This window comes from Streptomyces sp. NPDC007917 (assembly GCF_042959105.1).
Classification (GTDB): Bacteria; Actinomycetota; Actinomycetes; order Streptomycetales; family Streptomycetaceae; genus Streptomyces.
This window is the reverse complement of record NZ_JBIBKK010000007.1, coordinates 198,673-215,947: the sequence shown is the minus strand read 5'-3', so window position 1 is coordinate 215,947 and position 17,275 is coordinate 198,673. Positions and strand designations below refer to the sequence as shown.

The window sequence follows — 17,275 nt, the reverse complement described above, 5'->3', positions numbered from 1 at the left end:
GTGCGGACCGAAGCCCGCTGACGCCACCGGAGATTCCAGGTGGCCCACACCTGTGCTCTCGTGTTCCCGGGGCTACTCCTGCCACCCCGCCGTCGCGATCGCGCGCTCCCGCCACAGCGTCACGGCCGGACCGTTCGGCTCCCAACGGTGGCAGAACTCCCGCAGGGACGCGCATCTGGCCAGCATGGCGGCCCGGCGGACCGGCCAGGGCGGCACCGCGTCCCCGCCGTAGGCGCGGAAGAAGCCGTCGAGGGCGTGGCGGTGCCCTGGGTGGTGCGTCCGTACGATCCACTCGCACCAGGCCAGGTCCTCGACGGGGTCCCCGAGGTGGGCGAACTCCCAGTCGACCACGGCGGTGACCTGGAAGGTGACGGGGTCGAGCAGCACGTTGTTGGGCCCGTAGTCGCCGTGCACCAGCACCTTGCCTTCGTCCACCTCGCCCTCGTCGCGGGCGCCCGCCTCATGGATGCGGCGCAGCAACTCCCCGCATGCCTCCAGGACCTCCACGGCGTGTCCGGCGTCCAGCAGTTCCTGGCCGGGCGCGCCGGGCATGAAGCCGAGCGTGAGGGTGCCGTTGCCCGCCTCGTGTACGGGCGGCACGGGGAGCCGGCCCCGGAGCCGGGTCAACAGTGTGCGCTCACGGTCGAGCCTGAGCTCGGCGTCCGGACCTTCGTAGGTCTTCTTCACGACGGCTCCGTCGCCGAGGGTGCGGTTGGTGTAGCCGTGCTTCAGCGGACGCATCCCTCGATGATCAGTCATGGGCCGGTATGCCGCCACCCAAATCCGGGGCCACCGTCCCGCTGCCGTGGCAGAGTCATGACCATGCTGACCTCGACGCGTGAGCGGCGAAGACACCTCGCCGCGGTCGCTCTCCTCCTGGGGGCCGCCATATCCCTGACCGCCTGCGGCGAACAGCGCGGCACGGACCCGGCGGCCGGTGCCCCGGCCCCGCCCCCGCCCCCGAGTTCCAGCCCGAGTTCCGGCCCGAGTTCTCCCGGCACCACCCCCTACGTGGAGCCCGGAGCGGGCGATGGCGCCCCCCACTACAACGAGAACAACGCCGGCCGCCGCCCCGGCGAGATGTCCGTCGACAGCGCGGAGGACGCCCGGAAGGAAGCCGCCCGCATCGAGCCCGTGCTCAGGCGGCTGTGGAAAGAGAAGAAGTGGGACGTCAAGAGCGTGCGCGCGGCGATGCTGGAGCTCGGGTACGAGGAGGAGCGGACCGGGGCCGGGGGCAAGCGGCTCGGCGGGACGCTCAGCGTGAGAGGGATGGAACCACGCTTCGAGACCGACCACTACGTGACGCCCGAGGGCGCCCGAGTCGGCCTGCGCGTCCATGACGACGCCTGCGTCACGGCCTTCGTGCAGAAGACCAACTACGAGGTGAAGACGAACGGTCCGTACCCGGAGAGCGGCTGCTTCGAGCCGCCCTTCGCCCACTGAGCTTCCCGGTTACTTGATGTAGACCAGGCCGTCGGAGGTGATGGTCGGCCGGCCGCTGGTGCCGACGACGACGATCTTGACGGTGTGCTTGGCGCTGGTGGACCAGGACTTCGTCCAGATGGCGTTGCGGTACATCGTCGAGGAGGAGCGCAGGTCGACGGTGGCGGCCTTGGTGCCGTCCACATAGATGTACGCCTGGCCGGAGGTCGAGGCCCGGGAGACCACCCAGGCCGCGGAACGGCCGGTGAAGGTCCAGGTCAGGCCGGCGCCCTTGCTGCCGCTCGCATACGACTTGCCGCCCAGGTAGCTGGTGGAGGATCTGGTCGTCCAGCTACCGGACTTCACCGCCGAGGACTCCTGGAGGATGACGGGCGTGTAGGAGGGCGAGGAGGTGCGGTAGTTGCCCGCGTAGTCGTAGGCGCGCATGGACCAGGTGGAGGCGGTGCCGGACGTGGCCGTGCGGTTGGACGTGGTGGTCGTCGGGCCGAACGTCGCGGTGGTCGGGGAGAGCAGCTTGACCTCCCGCAGGGCGGCGTCGTCGGTTGCCTTCCAGTCCAGGCGGACCGGGACGGCGGTGGTGTTGACCGTGCCGGTCCGCAGGGTGAGCTTCGGTGTCGTGGCGAAGGTGGGGGCGGTGGTCTCGGCGATGACGGTGGAGGCGGCGGTGGTCGCCGTCTTCCCCGACTGGTGCACGGCCCGTACCGCGACCTTGTGCGTGCCCAGCGCCAGGGTGGTCGACGCGGAGGCGCTGGTGCCGGAAGTGGTGGCGACGACGTTGCCGTCAACCAGCAGCTCGTACCTCTTGATCAGGGCTGGCGGAGTGGTGGCCGACCAGTGAACGGTGAGGCCGGCCTTGGTGTAGTAGGCCGAGTTGTACAGGCCGGCCCCGGACACCGAGGTGATCTTCAAACCGGCGACGGGGCCGGATGCCCAGCTGCGGATGGTGGGCAGCTGGGCGTACAGCGAGTTGCCGGGGCACTCGGTGTTGTAGCCGTCGCGGTGTCCGGAGATCCGGTTGAAGGTGTACTTCGTGTCGGCCGTGTAGCTGGTGCCGAAGTAGTTCTTCTGGGTCGCCCCAGCGGTGAGCTGGACGGTGCTGGCGGGGTCGGCGCCGTACTGACCGAGCTTCCATCCGGCCAGACGGGCGATCGACGTCAGTGCGTCCGTGGACGCGCCGGTGGAGGTGTAATTGCCCAGGACGGCGATGCCGGCGCTCTCGCGGTTCCAGCCGTAGGTGTGCGCGCCGAGTACCGGCATATCGACGCCGCCTGCGCGGCCTTCGAAGATGGTGCCGCATTTGTCGACCAGGAAGTTGTACCCGATGTCATTCCAGCCGTTGGTCTTGACGTGGTAGATGTAAATGCCACGCACAATTGATGCGGAGTCCGCGCAGCTGTAGTCATTGGTCCCGTCCGTGTGGTGGACGAAGACCGATTTGACGTCCGTGTTGTACGTCGGAGGGTCTTCCGGTGTGATGCCCGTGGTGTCGGCGCCCCATTCGGCGCGCGAGACGATCGGCGGCTCGGGCACGGTGGAGGGCGGCCCGCTGGTGGGTGAGGCGCTCGGCGAGGGTGAGGTCGTTGCCGTGTCGCTCGGCGAGGCGGACGGGGTATCGCTGGTCGTGGCCTGGGTCGGCGTGTCGCTCGGCGAGGGGGAGTCCGTCGCCGTGGTGGAGGAGGTGTCGCTGGGAGTGGGTGTCTCGGTCGCCGCGTCCGTGGGCGTGCCGGTCGGCGTATCGGCCGGTGTCGCGCTGTCCGAGGCGGAGGCGGAGGGATCATCGAGAGCGTACGCGGCCGGGGCGGGGGCGACGGTGGCGGCCTTTCCGGGGTCCACCAGATCGAGGCGCAGGCCGTGCGGCAGGGCGGCCGAGGTCTTGCTGCCCGCCAGGACGCGCAACTGGACGCCGCTGGAAGGCCCGACCCAGTAGGGCTCGGTCGCCCCCCGCTCGCCCTTCGCCGGGACGTCCCCCCGGGCGTCGTTGTTTCCCAAGGTGAACCACTGCGACCACGTACCGGACTTCGCGTCACGGGTGCGCGCTTCGACCTTGGCGGGCGCCTTGGCCTTGGGGTTCGTCCAGCTCACTCCGAGCAGGCTGAAGGGTTCGGTGGAACGATGTCCGAGCGTCACCTTCCCGTCTGCGCCAGGCTTCAGGGCGATGACGTGGACAGCGGCCTTGACCGGCCCGGAAGCCGCTGCCCTTCCGGTGTCCGTCGAGCCGCCGGCCAGCCCTTCGAAGACGAGCACCCCCGCCAGGCCGACTGTCACCGCGGCAGCCGTTCCCCATATGCGTCGAGATCTCAACGTTCTCTCCCAGCCCACGGTTGTCCGGGCGGTCCGGTGGCCCGCGCGGGGGCGGGCCAGGTATCTGATCGGGCGCGAACGGTCGTCGTGACCGCTGCCGCGTGTGGGGGGAAGCGGATTGAGTTGTTCCGGTAACTGCATTGGGCAGCTTATGGGGCTGGAAGGTCACTTTGCCGGGTCACCTGGGTGATGCGCGTCACTCATCGGTATGAGTCGGGCCCGGGTCGTGCCATGCGAGGGGCCCCGGTGCGCGTCCGCACCGGGGCCCATGGTCGCAATTGCTGTATTTACGATTTCAGAATCACTGCCACCTTCACGGTCCAAATGATGACTAGAACCGCGATGCATAGGGTGGCCACTTGAAGGAATGTTCCACAAATATTCTCAAGGGATTCCATGACCCCGGCGCCTGTTGCGAGGGTTATGTAACCGGCGATCAAAGCGGTGATCATGGAAATTGCGAAAGCGGTGACGAGGTGCCAGGTAAGCGAGCGAAAGATGGAATGCTTAAGTTCTGAGCCGGATGTACTCATGATTTCTACTCCTTGATAGTCTCGGCATGATTTCCTCCAATTTCTGGCGATACAGAGATAGCGGGGTATCGCGAATTACCCGCAGGTGAATCCTGGTGTGCGTCACATGAGTGCGCTGGGGGATTATCAAGGCCCTCTCATGGCGACCTCCCTCCTGACGGCAAATCCGGCATCGGCATCAAGGCCCCCCACCGCGTCGGCAGGGGGTTGGGGCGCACGGCGGAGCCATGTCCCGTTGCATTGAACGTTCTTGACGGCCCGAAGGTTCCCGCACCGGTCCCTGCCGACCTCGCCTGGGGCCGGCCGGGCCCGTCACGTCGGCTACCGGCGGCTCAGCAGTCGGTCGAAGTGTCCGTCCTTCACGCCGAGGACGAAGGCGCGCAGCGCGGTGCGGTCGGTGGTCAGGACGGCGTTGGGCTCGGCGCTTTCGCGTATGGCTATGCGGCTGCCGTCGGCTGCGACCTCCATGCAGTTGTTGCCGCCGCCGCTACAGAACGATGATCGCTGCCAGGTGTGCTGGTCCATTCGTGCGGGCTCCTCAGTAGGTGTAGAGCGCCGAGGTGTCGAGGGTGGTGCCGATCGGCTCACCGATCGGCACGGGCTCGCCGAAATCGGTCTCCAGCGACGCGCGGTAGTGCTCCCCGCTGGGGAGCGAGTACAGCAGGCACTTGCCGACGATGGCATTGACGATGAGGTAGTACGGGATCCCTGCCAAGGCGTACTTCCGGACCTTCTTCTCGGTGTCGTTCTCGGGGTTGGAGTCCGAGACGATCTCCGCTACGAGGGTGACCTCATCAGCGGGGAATTTCCCGAGCCGCGTGCCACGGCAGGAAGAGTCGGCCACGGAGATGTCCGGCCGGAGGATTGTCCGGCCCCGCCACCCTTCGTAGACGGTATCCACCTTGGTCATGACGCACCGCTCAGACATGAACTGTGCTGCGACGGACACGACCATCTGTCCGTGGGCGCTGGCGACCGAGGTACTGAGGCAGACCTCTCCGTCGATCATCTCGGCGTGGTAGTCCGGGAACGCCGCGTCGAACTGCTCGAAGCGACGCATTTCCAGGGTCAACTGGCCGCGCTATCGGTTCAGGAGCTGGTCGAAGTGTCCGTCCTTCACGCCGAGGACGAAGGCGCGCAGCGCGGTGCGGTCGGTGGTCAGGACGGCGTTGGGCTCGGCGCTTTCGCGTATGGCTATGCGGCTGCCGTCGGCTGCGACCTCCATGCAGTTGTTCCCGCCGCCGCCGCAGAACGATGACCGCTGCCAGGTGGACTCGTGCACCGATGGTTCCTCTCACATATCGCGAGCGATGGACCGGATGAGCTTTTGAGACTCGTCAGGTGGGAGCGCTGAGTCTTCCATCAGGTCCAGCAGAACACGATAGTTGGCGAGGGGGGTGGGGGCATCGGCGAAATGGGGACCGTGGGCTGTGTCCAACTGCACGGTGTCGAGCTGCGGTACGGATCCCTCCGCGTACAAGATCGACTGACCGGCGCCGTGGAAGCTTTCCGCGCTGAACGGGATGACGAGCAGGGTGACGTTGTCGCGGTCGGCTGCGTCGGCCAGGTATGCAAGCTGCTGCCGGGCCACATCACGGCCGCCGAACTGCATACGCAGTGCTGCTTCGTGAATGATGCCGACGTAGGGGGTCGGCTGTGCCCGGGCGAGGATGTTCTGGCGTGCCAGGCGGTGCGCCACGCGCAGTTCGACTTCCAGGCGCGGCAGTTTCGGAACCACTAGCTCGAAGAGCGCGCGGGCGTGTTCTTCGGTTTGCAGCAGTCCAGGCAGGTGCACGGTCTGCGCCGTGCGGATCCGCGTGGCGTGGTGCTCGATCTCAGAGATGTCCAGAAAGCCGTCCGGCAGCTTGCCTCTGTACTCCACCCACCAGTCCCGGCTCCGGCGACTGCCCGTCATAGAGGCCAGCGCGTTGATCAGCGGCTCGTCCGTGCATCCGTAATTGCATGCAAGCTGACGGACGCGCTCTTGGCTCAGCCTCGTCCGGGCGGCCTCGACGTTGGAGATCATCGTTCGGTCGGCGCCCAGCATCGTGGCCGCCTGCTGGATGGAAACCCCGGCTTGCTCGCGCATGCGCCGTAGTTCCACGGCGAGGCGGCGCTGGCGGCCTGTAGGGGCGCTTCTTGGTGCCATGAGTCCTCTCTTGCTACCCGTCCAGGCAGTCTGGCAGGGGGGTAAGTGAGCGTCTACTGAGTCGAGTTTTGTTTCACTCGTTCGTGTTTCAGTGACTCACAAGTTACTCAAAGTGCTCTAGCTTGTGACCGCGAACACAACGCCCACCGGAGGTGCCCCGTGACCCCGCAACCACCACCGCTGCTGTTCACCGAGCCCTGGGAGTACGAACTCCGCTTCCCCCGAGACCCCCGCGGCCCGGGCGTCGTCCGGGCCACCCTGCGCGCCGTACTGACGGCTCACGGGCTGTGCGAACTGGTCGAGTTGGCCTCGCTGCTCACCTCAGAGCTGGCGACCAACTCCGTCCGCTACTCGGACGACTGCGCGTCCGTACGGCTGCTGTGGACACACCCCGTGCTGCGGGTCAGCGTCACCGACACCAACCCCGAGCTCCCGGAACCGTTCAAGCCTTGCACCGAGCTCGACAGCGGTCGGGGGCTGTTCATCCTCGACCTCCTCGCCGATCGGTGGGGCGGCTGTGCCATGGGGGAGGAGCCGTTCGGGGTCGGTGGGAAGACGGTGTGGTTCGAGCTGGGCTGGAGCGGGCCGCCGCCGACGCCCGTGGCGGCGCTCGCCGCGTAACCGGACGCATACAGTCCGTAGGGCGCGGATCAGGGGTGCTGTCGGACCCGGGCCGTACAGTGGCGGGCATGAATATCTGCGTCTTCTGTTCCGCCGCCGACCTGGACGACCGCTACACCGCCCCCGCCCGCGAGTTCGCCGAGCTGATCGGCAAGCGCGGGCACACGCTCGTGTGGGGCGGGTCGGACGTCGGGCTGATGAAGGTGATGGCGGACGGGGTGCAGGAGAACGGCGGGCGGCTCGTCGGGATATCGGTGGAGTTCCTGGCCGCGAAGGCCAGGGAGAACGCCGACGAGATGGTGATCGCCAAGGATCTCGCCGAGCGGAAGGCGCAGCTGCTCGCGCGGGCGGACGCGGTGGTGATCATGGTGGGCGGCACGGGGACGCTGGACGAGGCCACCGAGATCCTGGAGCTGAAGAAGCACGGTCTGCACATCAAGCCGGTGGTGCTGCTTAACACGGCGGGCTTCTACGACGGTCTGAAGCAGCAGTTCCAGCGGATGGAGGAAGAGGGCTTCCTGCCGGTGCCGCTGAGCGAGCTGGTCATTTTCGCGGAGAGCGGCGCGGACGTGCTGGCGCATCTGGAGCAGTGAGAGCTGCGGGCGTGGCTCCGCCGGGGCGGAGCCGCGCCTCCAGTGTGTCGAGGCTCAGCGGCCCACCACGTACACATGGCGCTTGCGCGGGTGCTCGCCGAGTGCCCAGATGCCGTCCCGGTCGCCGTCGTAGCTGAGGTCTTCGGGCTGGGAATTCGGCGGGTCCGCGCGCCGGTCCACACCGTTACGCGTCGGTTCGGCATCCGCCGGGGCGGTTCCGCCGGCCGGGGGAGCACGCCGCGCGCCGCGCGTCGGGGTGGGCGCGCGGGCGGGGCGGCATGGCGGCACCCACCCCCCGACTGGGCGCCGCGTGGACAGCCTTTCGAACCGGTATTGCGCAAACCTTGTGCAGACCTTGAATCTGCTGGTCGGATGGACCGTCACAGGGCAGGCTGTTTCCAGGGGTGGGGGCGAAATGGCGGTCAGGTTCGGGTTATTGGGCGGCGTAGAGGCCTGGGTCGACGATCGGCCGCTGGACCTCGGGCCCGTGCGGCAGCGGTCCGTTCTGGCGGCGCTGCTCGTCGACGTCAACCGTTCGGTCTCTGTTGATCAGCTCGGGGACCGGGTCTGGGGGGAGCGGCCGCCGCGGCGATTCCGTACGACGCTCTACAGCTATCTGTCGCGGCTGAGGAACGCTCTGTCCGAAGCCGGGGTGGGGATCGGGAAGGAGCCGGGGGGTTACGTCATGGCGGCGGAAACGGCGGCCATCGACCTGCACCGCTTCCGCCAGCTGGTCGGCGAGGCCCGCGGCGCGGCCGACGACGTACGCGCCGAGGAGCTGCTGGAGCGGGCGCTCGGGCTGTGGCGGGGGGACGCCTTCGGGGCGGTGGACACGCCCTGGTTCAACGCGCTGCGCGAGACCCTTGCTCAGGAGCGGATCGCGGCCGAGCTGGATCGCAATGACGCGGGGCTGCGCCGCGGGCGCCACGGGGAGCTGCTGGCCGGGCTGTTCACCCGGGCCGGAGAGCGTCCGCTGGACGAGCGGCTGGCGGGGCAGCTGATGCTCGCGCTGTACCGGTGCGGCCGGCCGGCCGAGGCGCTGGAGCACTTCCGGCGCACGCGGCACCGGCTGGTCGACGAGCTGGGCATCGGCCCGAGCCGGCCACTGGAGCAACTGCATCAGCGGATTCTGGAGGCGGACCCCGCGCTCGCCCCGCCTTTACCCCTTGCGTCCCCTGGGGCTCCTGAGTCCCCTGCACCCTCTGTTTCCCCTGCGTCCCTTGCGTCCCCTGAGGTCCCTGCCTCTGCTTCCCCTGCGTCCTCTGCGCACCCGCAGCCCCCCGCGCCCCCCTCCGCCCCGCCGCGCATCCCCGTACCCCGTCAGCTCCCCGCGCCCCCGCCCGCCTTCACCGGCCGCGCGCGGGAGCTGCTGCGGCTGAGCGAGGTGTGCGACATACGGGCCGAGGAGGGCGGCGAGACGGTCGTGATCTCGGCGATCGGCGGGATCGGCGGGGTCGGCAAGACCTGGCTGGCGGTCCGCTGGGCCCACGAGAACATGGCGCGGTTCCCCGACGGGCAGCTGTACGTCAATCTGCGCGGCTTCGACGCGGCGGCGGAACCGGTGCCGCCGCCGGTCGCGGTCCGGGGGTTCCTGGACGCCCTCGGCGTCGCGCCCGACAGCATCCCCGTGGACCTGGACGCGCAGACCGCGCTGTACCGCAGCCTGCTGGCGGGCCGGCGGGTGCTGGTCGTGCTGGACGACGCCCGCGACGCCGGGCAGGTGCGGCCGCTGCTGCCCGGCAGCCCCGGCTGCACCGTGCTGGTGACCAGCCGGTCCAGACTCACCTCCCTGGTGACCACGCACGGCGCGCTGCCGCTGCCGCTCGATGTCTTCGGGCCGGGCGAGGCGCGCGAGCTGCTGGTGCGGCATCTGGGAGTTGGGCGGGTCGAGGCCGAACCGGACGCGGTGGAGGCGCTGTTGGGGCACTGCGCGGGCCTTCCGCTGGCCCTGGGGATCGTGGCCGCGCGCGCCGCCACCCACCCCGAGCTGCCCCTCGCCGTGCTCGCCGAGGAGCTGCGGGAGGCGGCGACCAGGCTGGACGCGCTGGACACCGGCGATCTGACGGCCAGTCTGCGGGCCGTCTTCGCTGCCTCGCACCGTGCCCTCTCCGGCCCGGCGGCCGAGCTGTTCGGGCTGCTGGGCCTGGCGCCGGGCCCCGACATCGGCCTGTCCGCCGCGGCCAGTCTCGCCGGGCTGGACGGGCCCCGTACCCGCGTACTGCTCGGCGAGTTGGAGGCCGCGTACCTGGTCCAGCGGCATGCCCCGGCCCGCTACCGGATGCACGATCTGGTCCGGCTCTACGCGGCCGAGTGCGGCCGGGCCGCCGAGGGCGGGCCGGCCGGGGAGAGCCGCCGCGGCGCGGACGCGCTGCGGCGGCTGGTCGACTTCTATCTGCACACCGCCTTCGCCGCCAACCGGCTGGTGGACGGGCCGAACACACCGTTCCGGCCCGAGCTGGACCCGCCCGCGCCCGGCTGCGTCCCGGACCGTCTCGAGGACCCCAGCGCGGCCCTGGGATGGTTCGAGGCGGAACACGCCTGCGTCCTCGCCGCCCAGCGGCTGGCCCTGAAGCAGGAACGGCACATCGCGGTCTGGCAGCTGGCCTGGACGCTGATCTCCTACCACTGGCGCGGCGCCCACTTCCGGGACCACGTCAGGGTCTGGCGGGCGGGGCTCACCGCCGCCGAGCGGCAGGGCCATCCGCCCGCGCGGGCGCTCGCCCACTGGCGTCTGGGCCAGGCCGCCTCCCACCTGGGACGGGGTGCCGAGGCCCTGGACCACCTCGGCCGCGCTCTGGCGGTGTACGAAGAGGCCGACGATGTCCCCGGCCAGGCCCATACACATCGCACGCTCGGATGGGTTTGGGAGCAACAGGGCGACAAAGAGGCCGCGCTGAGCCACGCGTGTCAGGCCCTGCGTCTGTACGAAGGGCTCGGCAATCCGGTCTGGCAGGCCGGTCAGCTCAACGCGGTCGGCTGGTGCCACGCCCAGCTGGGCCGCTTCGAGGAGGCCCGCGACCACTGCGAGCGGGCCCTGGCGCTGTTCCGCGCCGAGGCCGGCCGCGGCGCCGAGGCCTCGACGCTCGACAGCCTCGGTTACATCGCCCACCACACCGGCTGCCACGACCAGGCGCTCGACCATTACGGCGCGGCCCTGGAGCTGTTCCGCGAGGCGGGCAACGCGTACGACGAGGCCGACACCCTCGCCCGCATCGCCGACGCCCAGCAGGCCCTGGGCCGGGCCGAGGAGGCTCGGGAGAACCGGCTGCTGGCCCTCGACCTGTACCGCGCCCAGCGCCGCGACGTAAAGGCCCAGCACATCCAGGCCCGGCTGGACGCGTCACCCGGGCCCAACCGGCTGCCCTGACGCCACATCGTTCGACGGTGGCGGCCTGCTGACCGAGCGGTCCCCGCTCCTGGCCGCGGGTCACCGCGCCGGGGCGGCGCCCTGCGGCGTCGCGCCGCCTCGTCCCGGGGCTCCGGACCGGTGCGGCATGCTGGGGGCATGGGAACGCATCTGATCACTGGAGCAGGCTCGGGCATCGGCGAGGCCGTCACCGAGCGGCTGGCCGAGCGGGGCGAGGAACTGTGGCTGCTGGCCCGCGACGCCGGGCGGGCGCGAGAGTTGGAGGGGCGCTTCCCCGGGGTCCGTACGGTCGTCGGTGACCTGGCGGACCCGGACAAGCTGTCCTGGGCGCTGGGGCACCAGGCGCTGCCCGATCGGCTCGACTCGCTGCTGCACATCGCCGGCGTGGTGGACCTCGGCGAGGTCGGTGAGCTGACCCCCAAGGCGTGGACCCGCCAGCTCGCCGTCAACCTGGTCTCGCCCGCCGAGCTGACCCGGCTGGTGCTGCCGCAGCTGCGGGTGGCCCAGGGGCATGTGGTCTTCGTCAACTCCGGCGCCGGGCTGCGGGCCAGCGCCCAGTGGGGCGCGTACGCGGCGAGCAAGCACGGGCTCAAGGCGCTCGCGGACGCGCTGCGCTGGGAGGAGAGCGGCCACGGGGTGCGGGTGACCACCGTCTATCCGGGGCGTACGGCCACGCCGATGCAGCTCAAGGTGCATCAGCAGGAGGGCAAGGAGTACGACCCGGAGCGCTGGATGACGACCGGGTCCGTCGCGACCACGGTCCTCACCGCCCTCGACCTGCCGCGCGACGCGGAGATCACCGATCTGTCGGTGCGGCCGCTTGCGTGACGGCCGCTGGCGTGACGGCCGCTGGCGTGACGGCCGCTGGCCTGACGGCCGCGCGGGGGGAGCCCCGTCGCGTCGGCGGCGAACCGCTCGCGCCGACGTACGCTGACGAGGTGAGCAGCGAAGCCGAAGCGACAGCGACAGCGACCGCGGAGCAGGCGGGGTGCGGGGTCAGGGAGATCCGGGGGCTCGTCACCGAGCTGTCCCGCCGGATGGACGCGCACCGGCGCAGCCGGATCGCCGAGCTCGACCTCACCCCCACCCAGGCGAAGGCCCTGGAGGAGCTGGGGGAGCCGAAGACGGCGCGGGAGCTGGCCGCGGTGCTGTGCTGTGAGCCGCCGAACGTGACGTATGTGATGGACAAGATGGAGAAGCAGGGGCTGGTCGTACGGCGGCCGCACCCCAGGGACCGCCGGGCCAAGCAGCTGGTCCTGACCGACGCGGGGCGGGAGCTGCGGCTGGATCTGCTGCGGCGGATGGGGAAGGACTCACCGCTGGACCACCTGACCGACGAGGGGCGTCATGAGCTGCGGACGCAGCTGCTGAAGGCGCTGGACCGGGCGGGGTAGGCGGGGGAGGCGTGCCGGAGCCCCCGGGAGCGCCGCGAGAACCCGAGCGGTGCGGGTCCCGGGGGCTTTCGTATGCGATCAGTAAAGTTATAGCTGTATCTATTGTCGATGAAATAGATACAGCTATAAGTTCCTGGGCATGATCACTCGTACGGAGAGAGCCCGGCAGGGGCAAGGGGACGCGGCGCGAAGCGCGGGACGTAAGCGGCAGGGGGCGCAACTCCTCGCGCTGGCCCTCGGGTTCGTGATGGCCACCCTGGACGTGACGATCATCAACGTCGCGGGGCCCCAGCTGCGGTCCGGCCTGGATCTGACCCTCTCCGGCCTCACCTGGGTCGTCGACGGCTATGTCCTCGTCTTCGCGTCCCTGCTGCTGCTCGCCGGGTCGCTGGCGGGCCGCTTCGGGGCGCGGCGGATCTATCTGGCGGGGCTCGGGCTGTTCACCGCGGCCTCCCTGGTGTGCGCGGTGGCCCCGGTCGCCGGGGTGCTGGTGGCCGGGCGGCTGGCGCAGGGGGCCGGGGCCGCGCTGTTCATGCCGAGCTCGCTCACCCTCCTCATGAACGCCTTCCCGGGCGGCCCGGAGCGCACCCGGGTCCTGGGCATCTGGTCCGCGATCGTCTCGACGGCGGCCGGCGTGGGGCCCGCGGTCGGCGGGCTGCTGGTCGGGGGCCTCGGCTGGCGCAGCATCTTCCTGGTCAACCTGCCCGTCGGGCTCGCCGCCCTGGTGCTCGCCCGCCGCCACGTCGCCCCGCTGCCCGGCCGCGCCGTGCCGCTGGGCGGTGCCGGGCACGCGCTCGGTCTGGTCGCGCTCGCGGCGCTCGCGTACGCCCTCATCCAGGGGCCGGAGGCGGGGTGGGGCGCGGCGCCGGTGCTCGCCGCGTTCGCGGTCGCACTGCTGGCCGGGGCCGCCTTCGCGGTACGGGAGCGGGCCGCCGGGACGACGGCCCGGGTGCTGCCCGGCGAGCTCTTCGCCAACCCGCGCTTCTCGACCGCCAACGCCGTCGGCTTCCTGTTCAACCTCGGCTGCTACGGCGCGATGTTCGTGCTCGGGCTCTTCCTGCAGAACGCGCGCGGCGCGAGCCCCATGGAGGCGGGTCTGCAACTGCTCCCCACTCAGATGGTCTTCCTGCTCGGCAATGTCCTGTACGCCAAGGTGGGGCACCGGGTGGGCAACCGGGCCGCGCTCGCCGGGTCGCTGCTGTACACGGCGGCTGGGACGATCACCCTCGCGGTCGTCCTCTCGCCGGGGCTGCCCTACTGGGCGCTCGCCGTGATCCTGGGCGCCTTCAACACCGGTCTCGGCGTCGCCTCCCCGGCGATGACCGGCGCCCTCATGGACGCCGCCGGACGCGAGCACGCGAACATCGCCTCGGCCACGCTCAACGCGAACCGGCAGATCGGCACGCTGGTGGGCATCGCCGTCATGGGAGCGGTGCTCGCGGGCGCGGGCGGCTGGTACGCGGGCACCGCGGCCTGCTTCGCGCTGGCCGGCGGGGCGTACGCGGCCGCCGCCGCCCTGGCCTGGTTCGGCCTGCGGGCGCCGCGGGCCGACGGAGCGGTTCACGCCGCCGGCCCCGCGGCTCGTACCCTTCGGGGGTGAGCGAGAAGAACACCGCGGACGACGCGAACACCACCACCGGGCCGAGCTGGGGTGCCGGGGCCGCGACCGGCGTCGGGTCGATGCCCGGCGGCGACGCGCGGGAGGCCGCCAAGACCGTCACCGGGTCGCTGGAGACGCTGCCGTACCTGCCGGAGCTGCCCGCGCGCGGGCCCGGCGCGGACATGATCGGGCGGACCGCCGGAATGCTGGTCGAGGTGTACGCGCATGTGGAGCCGAGCGGCTGGCGGATCAGCGACCGCCCCGGCCGCGACACCCGGCGGGCGCGCTCCTGGCTGCGGGAGGACCTGGACGCCCTGGAGGAGTTCACCCAGGGCTACCGGGGCGCGCTCAAGGTGTCGGCCGTCGGGCCCTGGACCCTGGCCGCCGGGCTCGAACTGCGGGGCGGAGAGGCCGCGCTGAGCGACCCGGGCGCCTGCCGGGACCTGGCCGCCTCGCTCGCGGAGGGGCTGCGCGCCCATCTGGAGGAGGTGCGGCGCCGGGTCCCCGGGGCCGAGGTGGTGCTGCAGCTCGACGAGCCGTCCCTGGTGGCGGTGGCGCGCGGGCGGGTCCGCTCGGCCAGCGGCTACCGCACCTACGCCGCGGTGGACCGGGGCGTGCTGGAGGGCGCGCTGCGGGATGTGATCGCGGTCGCGGACGGTCCGGTGGTCGTCCACTCGTGCGCGCCGAGCGTGCCCTTCGGACTGCTGCGGCGGGCCGGGGCCGCGGGGGTGTCGTTCGACTTCTCCCTGCTCACGGAGCGTGAGGAGGAGGCGATCGGGGAGGCTGTCGAAGGCGGCACCTCGCTGTTCGTCGGCGCGGTGCCGGGCACCGATGCCGTGTTGTCGGACCCTGCCGGTAGCGTCATGGGTGTCAGGACGCTGTGGCGCAGGCTGGGGCTGTCACCGGGGATTCTCGCCGAGTCCGTGGTGGTCACCCCCGCGTGCGGCCTCGCGGGTGCCTCGCCCGGGTACGCGCGCGCCGCGCTGGCCCACTGCGTCCGGGCGGCGAGATCCCTCGCGGACAACCCTGAGTGACGGGAGGACGACACGGTGGCCGGCGAACAACAGTCGACAGTGCCCGCCGAGGCACGGGACAAGCACGCCAAGCTCGCTGAGCAGGTCGAGGAGCACCGCTTCCGGTACTACGTCAAGGACGCCCCGATCGTCAGCGACGCCGAGTTCGACCGCCTGCTGCGCGAGCTGGAGGCGCTGGAGGAGGAATTCCCGGAGCTCAGGACGCCCGACTCGCCCACCCAGAAGGTCGCCGGGGCGTACGAGACCGAGTTCACCGAGGTCCAGCACCGCGAGCGGATGCTCAGCCTGGACAACGCGTTCGACGGCGAGGAACTGGCCGCCTGGGCCGAGCGCATCGCCAGGGAGCTCGGGGGCACCTCGTACCACTTCCTGTGCGAGCTCAAGGTCGACGGCCTCGCGGTCAACCTGACGTACGAGCGGGGCCGGCTGACCCGCGCCGCCACCCGCGGCGACGGCCGCACCGGCGAGGACATCACGCCCAATGTGCGAACGATCTCCGCGATCCCCAACCGCCTCGAGGGGGACCGCATCCCGGAGCTGGTGGAGGTCCGCGGCGAGGTCTACTTCCCCGGGGAGCGCTTCGAGGAGCTGAACGCGCGACTGGTGGAGGCCGGCAAGCCCCCCTTCGCCAACCCGAGGAACGCGGCGGCGGGCTCGCTGCGCCAGAAGGACCCCAAGGTCACCGCGAGCCGCCCGCTGCGCATGGTGGTCCACGGCATCGGCGCGCGCGAGGGCTTCGCCATCGACCGGCAGTCGCAGGCGTACGAGCTGCTGCACGAGTGGGGGCTGCCGACGGCCGCGCATTTCAAGGTCGTGGATTCGCTCGACGGCGTCCGCGAGTACATCGCGCACTACGGGGACCCCAAGCGGCGGCATTCGCTGGAGCACGAGATCGACGGCGTCGTCGTCAAACTCGACGAGATCCCGCTGCAGGGGCGGCTGGGCTCCACCTCGCGGGCGCCGCGCTGGGCCATCGCCTGGAAGTTCCCGCCCGAGGAGGTCAACACCAAACTGGTCGACATCCGGGTCGGCGTCGGGCGCACCGGGCGCGTCACGCCGTTCGCCGTGGTCGAGCCGGTCACGGTGGCGGGCTCGGAAGTCGAATTCGCGACCCTGCACAATCAGGACGTCGTCAAGGCCAAAGGCGTACTGATCGGCGATACCGTGGTGCTGCGTAAAGCGGGCGATGTCATTCCGGAAATTGTGGGGCCGGTCGTCGATCTGCGGGACGGCAGCGAGCGGGAGTTCGTGATGCCCGCCGAGTGCCCGGAGTGCGGCACCGCGCTGCAGCCGATGAAGGAGGGCGACGTCGATCTGCGCTGCCCCAACGCCCGATACTGCCAGGCCCAGATCCGCGAGCGGGTCTACTACCTCGCGGGCCGCAAGTGCCTGGACATCGAGAATTTCGGCTATGTCGCCGCCGGGGCGCTCACCCAGCCGCTGGACCCGGCCGAACCGCCGCTGAAGGACGAGGGCGATCTGTTCGATCTGAAGGTCGAACAGCTGCTGCCCATCACGTCATACGTGCTGGACCCGGACAGCGGACTGCCCAAGCGCGACCCCAAGACCGGCGAGGAGAAAGTCGTCACCTTCTTCGCCAACCAGAAGGGCGAGCCGAAGAAGAACACCCTCGCCATGTTGGACAACATCGAGGCGGCCAAGAAGCGTCCCCTGGCCCGAATCATCACCGGCCTTTCGATCCGTCATGTCGGGCCGGTCGCGGCGGCCGCGCTGGCCCGTGAGTTCCGCTCGCTGGACCGGATCGCCGAGGCGAGCGAGGAGGAGCTGGCCGCCGTGGAGGGCGTCGGCCCCACCATCGCGGCCTCGGTCAAGCAGTGGTTCGCCGAGGACTGGCACCGCGAGATCGTGGAGAAGTGGCGCCGGGCCGGGGTGCTGTTGGAGGAGGAGGCGCCCGAGGACGAGGGGCCGCGCCCGCTCGAAGGGCTCACGGTCGTGGTCACGGGCACCCTGCAATCGCACACGCGGGACGGGGCGAAGGAGGCGCTGCAGAAGCGCGGCGCCAAAGTCGCGGGTTCCGTTTCGAAGAAGACCGATTTTGTTGTTGTCGGCGACAATCCAGGATCGAAGTACGACAAAGCCATGCAGTTGAAGGTTCCCGTGCTCGATGAGGATGGATTTGCGGTCCTCCTCGAACAGGGGCCCGAGCCCGCGAGAGAGGCCGCGATGCCGCCTGCCGAGTAGTACGCCTGCTGAGTAGTGCGGAGTCATGGAGTCAACGG

Annotated in this window: 17 protein-coding genes; 9 read left to right on the top strand and 8 right to left on the bottom strand. The window is 70.6% G+C overall.

Going from position 1 to position 17,275, the window contains the following annotated elements:
• Positions 1–72: 72 nt before the first annotated feature.
• Entirely contained in the window at positions 73–741 is a 669-nt protein-coding gene (locus ACFZDL_RS16100) for a phosphotransferase (RefSeq protein ID WP_353595642.1), read from the bottom strand.
• Positions 742–822: 81 nt separating this feature from the next.
• Here ACFZDL_RS16100 and ACFZDL_RS16095 point away from each other — a divergent pair, with 81 nt between their 5' ends.
• Positions 823–1,443 (top strand): hypothetical protein, encoded by a 621-nt coding sequence (locus ACFZDL_RS16095; protein WP_353595641.1) that lies wholly within the window; start codon positions 823–825, stop codon positions 1,441–1,443.
• 9 nt (positions 1,444–1,452) lie between these two features.
• Here the strand turns inward: ACFZDL_RS16095 and ACFZDL_RS16090 are convergent, their stop codons facing one another.
• The 6 genes from ACFZDL_RS16090 to ACFZDL_RS16065 all read right to left on the bottom strand — a co-directional run bounded on the left by ACFZDL_RS16090 (position 1,453) and on the right by ACFZDL_RS16065 (position 6,426).
• Positions 1,453–3,708: an N-acetylmuramoyl-L-alanine amidase gene (locus ACFZDL_RS16090; protein ID WP_353595640.1), complete on the bottom strand. Its 2,256-nt coding sequence runs from the start codon at positions 3,706–3,708 to the stop codon at positions 1,453–1,455.
• 323 nt (positions 3,709–4,031) lie between these two features.
• On the bottom strand, positions 4,032–4,277 hold the full coding sequence (locus tag ACFZDL_RS16085; RefSeq protein ID WP_353595639.1) for a hypothetical protein: 246 nt from the start codon (positions 4,275–4,277) through the stop codon (positions 4,032–4,034).
• Positions 4,278–4,598: 321 nt separating this feature from the next.
• Positions 4,599–4,802 carry a DUF397 domain-containing protein gene (locus ACFZDL_RS16080; protein WP_353595638.1) on the bottom strand — a complete coding sequence of 68 codons (204 nt, stop codon included), beginning with the start codon at positions 4,800–4,802 and terminating at the stop codon, positions 4,599–4,601.
• A gap of 13 nt (positions 4,803–4,815) precedes the next feature.
• Positions 4,816–5,349 (bottom strand): Uma2 family endonuclease, encoded by a 534-nt coding sequence (locus ACFZDL_RS16075; protein WP_391191275.1) that lies wholly within the window; start codon positions 5,347–5,349, stop codon positions 4,816–4,818.
• A gap of 9 nt (positions 5,350–5,358) precedes the next feature.
• Positions 5,359–5,559, bottom strand: coding sequence for a DUF397 domain-containing protein (locus ACFZDL_RS16070; RefSeq protein ID WP_353595636.1), 201 nt, complete (start codon positions 5,557–5,559; stop codon positions 5,359–5,361).
• A gap of 12 nt (positions 5,560–5,571) precedes the next feature.
• Positions 5,572–6,426 carry a helix-turn-helix transcriptional regulator gene (locus ACFZDL_RS16065; RefSeq protein ID WP_353595635.1) on the bottom strand — a complete coding sequence of 285 codons (855 nt, stop codon included), beginning with the start codon at positions 6,424–6,426 and terminating at the stop codon, positions 5,572–5,574.
• Positions 6,427–6,585: 159 nt separating this feature from the next.
• Here ACFZDL_RS16065 and ACFZDL_RS16060 point away from each other — a divergent pair, with 159 nt between their 5' ends.
• Positions 6,586–7,047 carry an ATP-binding protein gene (locus ACFZDL_RS16060; RefSeq protein WP_353595634.1) on the top strand — a complete coding sequence of 154 codons (462 nt, stop codon included), beginning with the start codon at positions 6,586–6,588 and terminating at the stop codon, positions 7,045–7,047.
• Positions 7,048–7,115: 68 nt separating this feature from the next.
• Positions 7,116–7,640, top strand: coding sequence for a TIGR00730 family Rossman fold protein (locus tag ACFZDL_RS16055; protein WP_353595633.1), 525 nt, complete (start codon positions 7,116–7,118; stop codon positions 7,638–7,640).
• 54 nt (positions 7,641–7,694) lie between these two features.
• Here ACFZDL_RS16055 and ACFZDL_RS16050 read toward each other — a convergent pair whose 3' ends face one another.
• Positions 7,695–7,820: a hypothetical protein gene (locus ACFZDL_RS16050; RefSeq protein ID WP_353595632.1), complete on the bottom strand. Its 126-nt coding sequence runs from the start codon at positions 7,818–7,820 to the stop codon at positions 7,695–7,697.
• A gap of 256 nt (positions 7,821–8,076) precedes the next feature.
• Here ACFZDL_RS16050 and ACFZDL_RS16045 point away from each other — a divergent pair, with 256 nt between their 5' ends.
• The 6 genes from ACFZDL_RS16045 to ligA all read left to right on the top strand — a co-directional run bounded on the left by ACFZDL_RS16045 (position 8,077) and on the right by ligA (position 17,237).
• Positions 8,077–11,007, top strand: coding sequence for a BTAD domain-containing putative transcriptional regulator (locus ACFZDL_RS16045; RefSeq protein ID WP_353595631.1), 2,931 nt, complete (start codon positions 8,077–8,079; stop codon positions 11,005–11,007).
• 138 nt (positions 11,008–11,145) lie between these two features.
• A complete protein-coding gene (locus tag ACFZDL_RS16040; protein WP_353595630.1) occupies positions 11,146–11,835 on the top strand; it encodes an SDR family oxidoreductase in 690 nt (229 codons plus the stop codon).
• 110 nt (positions 11,836–11,945) lie between these two features.
• Positions 11,946–12,401, top strand: a complete 456-nt coding sequence (locus ACFZDL_RS16035; protein WP_353595629.1) for a MarR family transcriptional regulator — start codon at positions 11,946–11,948, stop codon at positions 12,399–12,401.
• 139 nt (positions 12,402–12,540) lie between these two features.
• On the top strand, positions 12,541–14,001 hold the full coding sequence (locus ACFZDL_RS16030) for an MFS transporter (protein WP_353595628.1): 1,461 nt from the start codon (positions 12,541–12,543) through the stop codon (positions 13,999–14,001).
• On the top strand, positions 13,998–15,035 hold the full coding sequence (locus tag ACFZDL_RS16025; RefSeq protein ID WP_353595627.1) for a methionine synthase: 1,038 nt from the start codon (positions 13,998–14,000) through the stop codon (positions 15,033–15,035). Before ACFZDL_RS16030 ends, ACFZDL_RS16025 begins: the two co-directional genes overlap by 4 nt.
• 15 nt (positions 15,036–15,050) lie before the next feature.
• Positions 15,051–17,237 carry an NAD-dependent DNA ligase LigA gene (gene ligA / locus ACFZDL_RS16020; RefSeq protein ID WP_353595626.1) on the top strand — a complete coding sequence of 729 codons (2,187 nt, stop codon included), beginning with the start codon at positions 15,051–15,053 and terminating at the stop codon, positions 17,235–17,237.
• Positions 17,238–17,275 lie beyond the last annotated feature (38 nt).

Bases quoted from the DNA above. Each gene is read 5' to 3' on its own strand.
- ACFZDL_RS16095 (WP_353595641.1), top strand. From the start codon at position 823: ATGCTGACCTCGACGCGTGAGCGGCGAAGACACCTCGCCGCGGTCGCT.
- ACFZDL_RS16065 (WP_353595635.1), bottom strand. From the start codon at position 6,426: ATGGCACCAAGAAGCGCCCCTACAGGCCGCCAGCGCCGCCTCGCCGTG.
- ACFZDL_RS16080 (WP_353595638.1), bottom strand. From the start codon at position 4,802: ATGGACCAGCACACCTGGCAGCGATCATCGTTCTGTAGCGGCGGCGGC.
- ACFZDL_RS16100 (WP_353595642.1), bottom strand. From the start codon at position 741: ATGCGTCCGCTGAAGCACGGCTACACCAACCGCACCCTCGGCGACGGA.
- ACFZDL_RS16030 (WP_353595628.1), top strand. From the start codon at position 12,541: ATGATCACTCGTACGGAGAGAGCCCGGCAGGGGCAAGGGGACGCGGCG.
- ACFZDL_RS16055 (WP_353595633.1), top strand. From the start codon at position 7,116: ATGAATATCTGCGTCTTCTGTTCCGCCGCCGACCTGGACGACCGCTAC.
- ACFZDL_RS16085 (WP_353595639.1), bottom strand. From the start codon at position 4,277: ATGAGTACATCCGGCTCAGAACTTAAGCATTCCATCTTTCGCTCGCTT.
- ACFZDL_RS16040 (WP_353595630.1), top strand. From the start codon at position 11,146: ATGGGAACGCATCTGATCACTGGAGCAGGCTCGGGCATCGGCGAGGCC.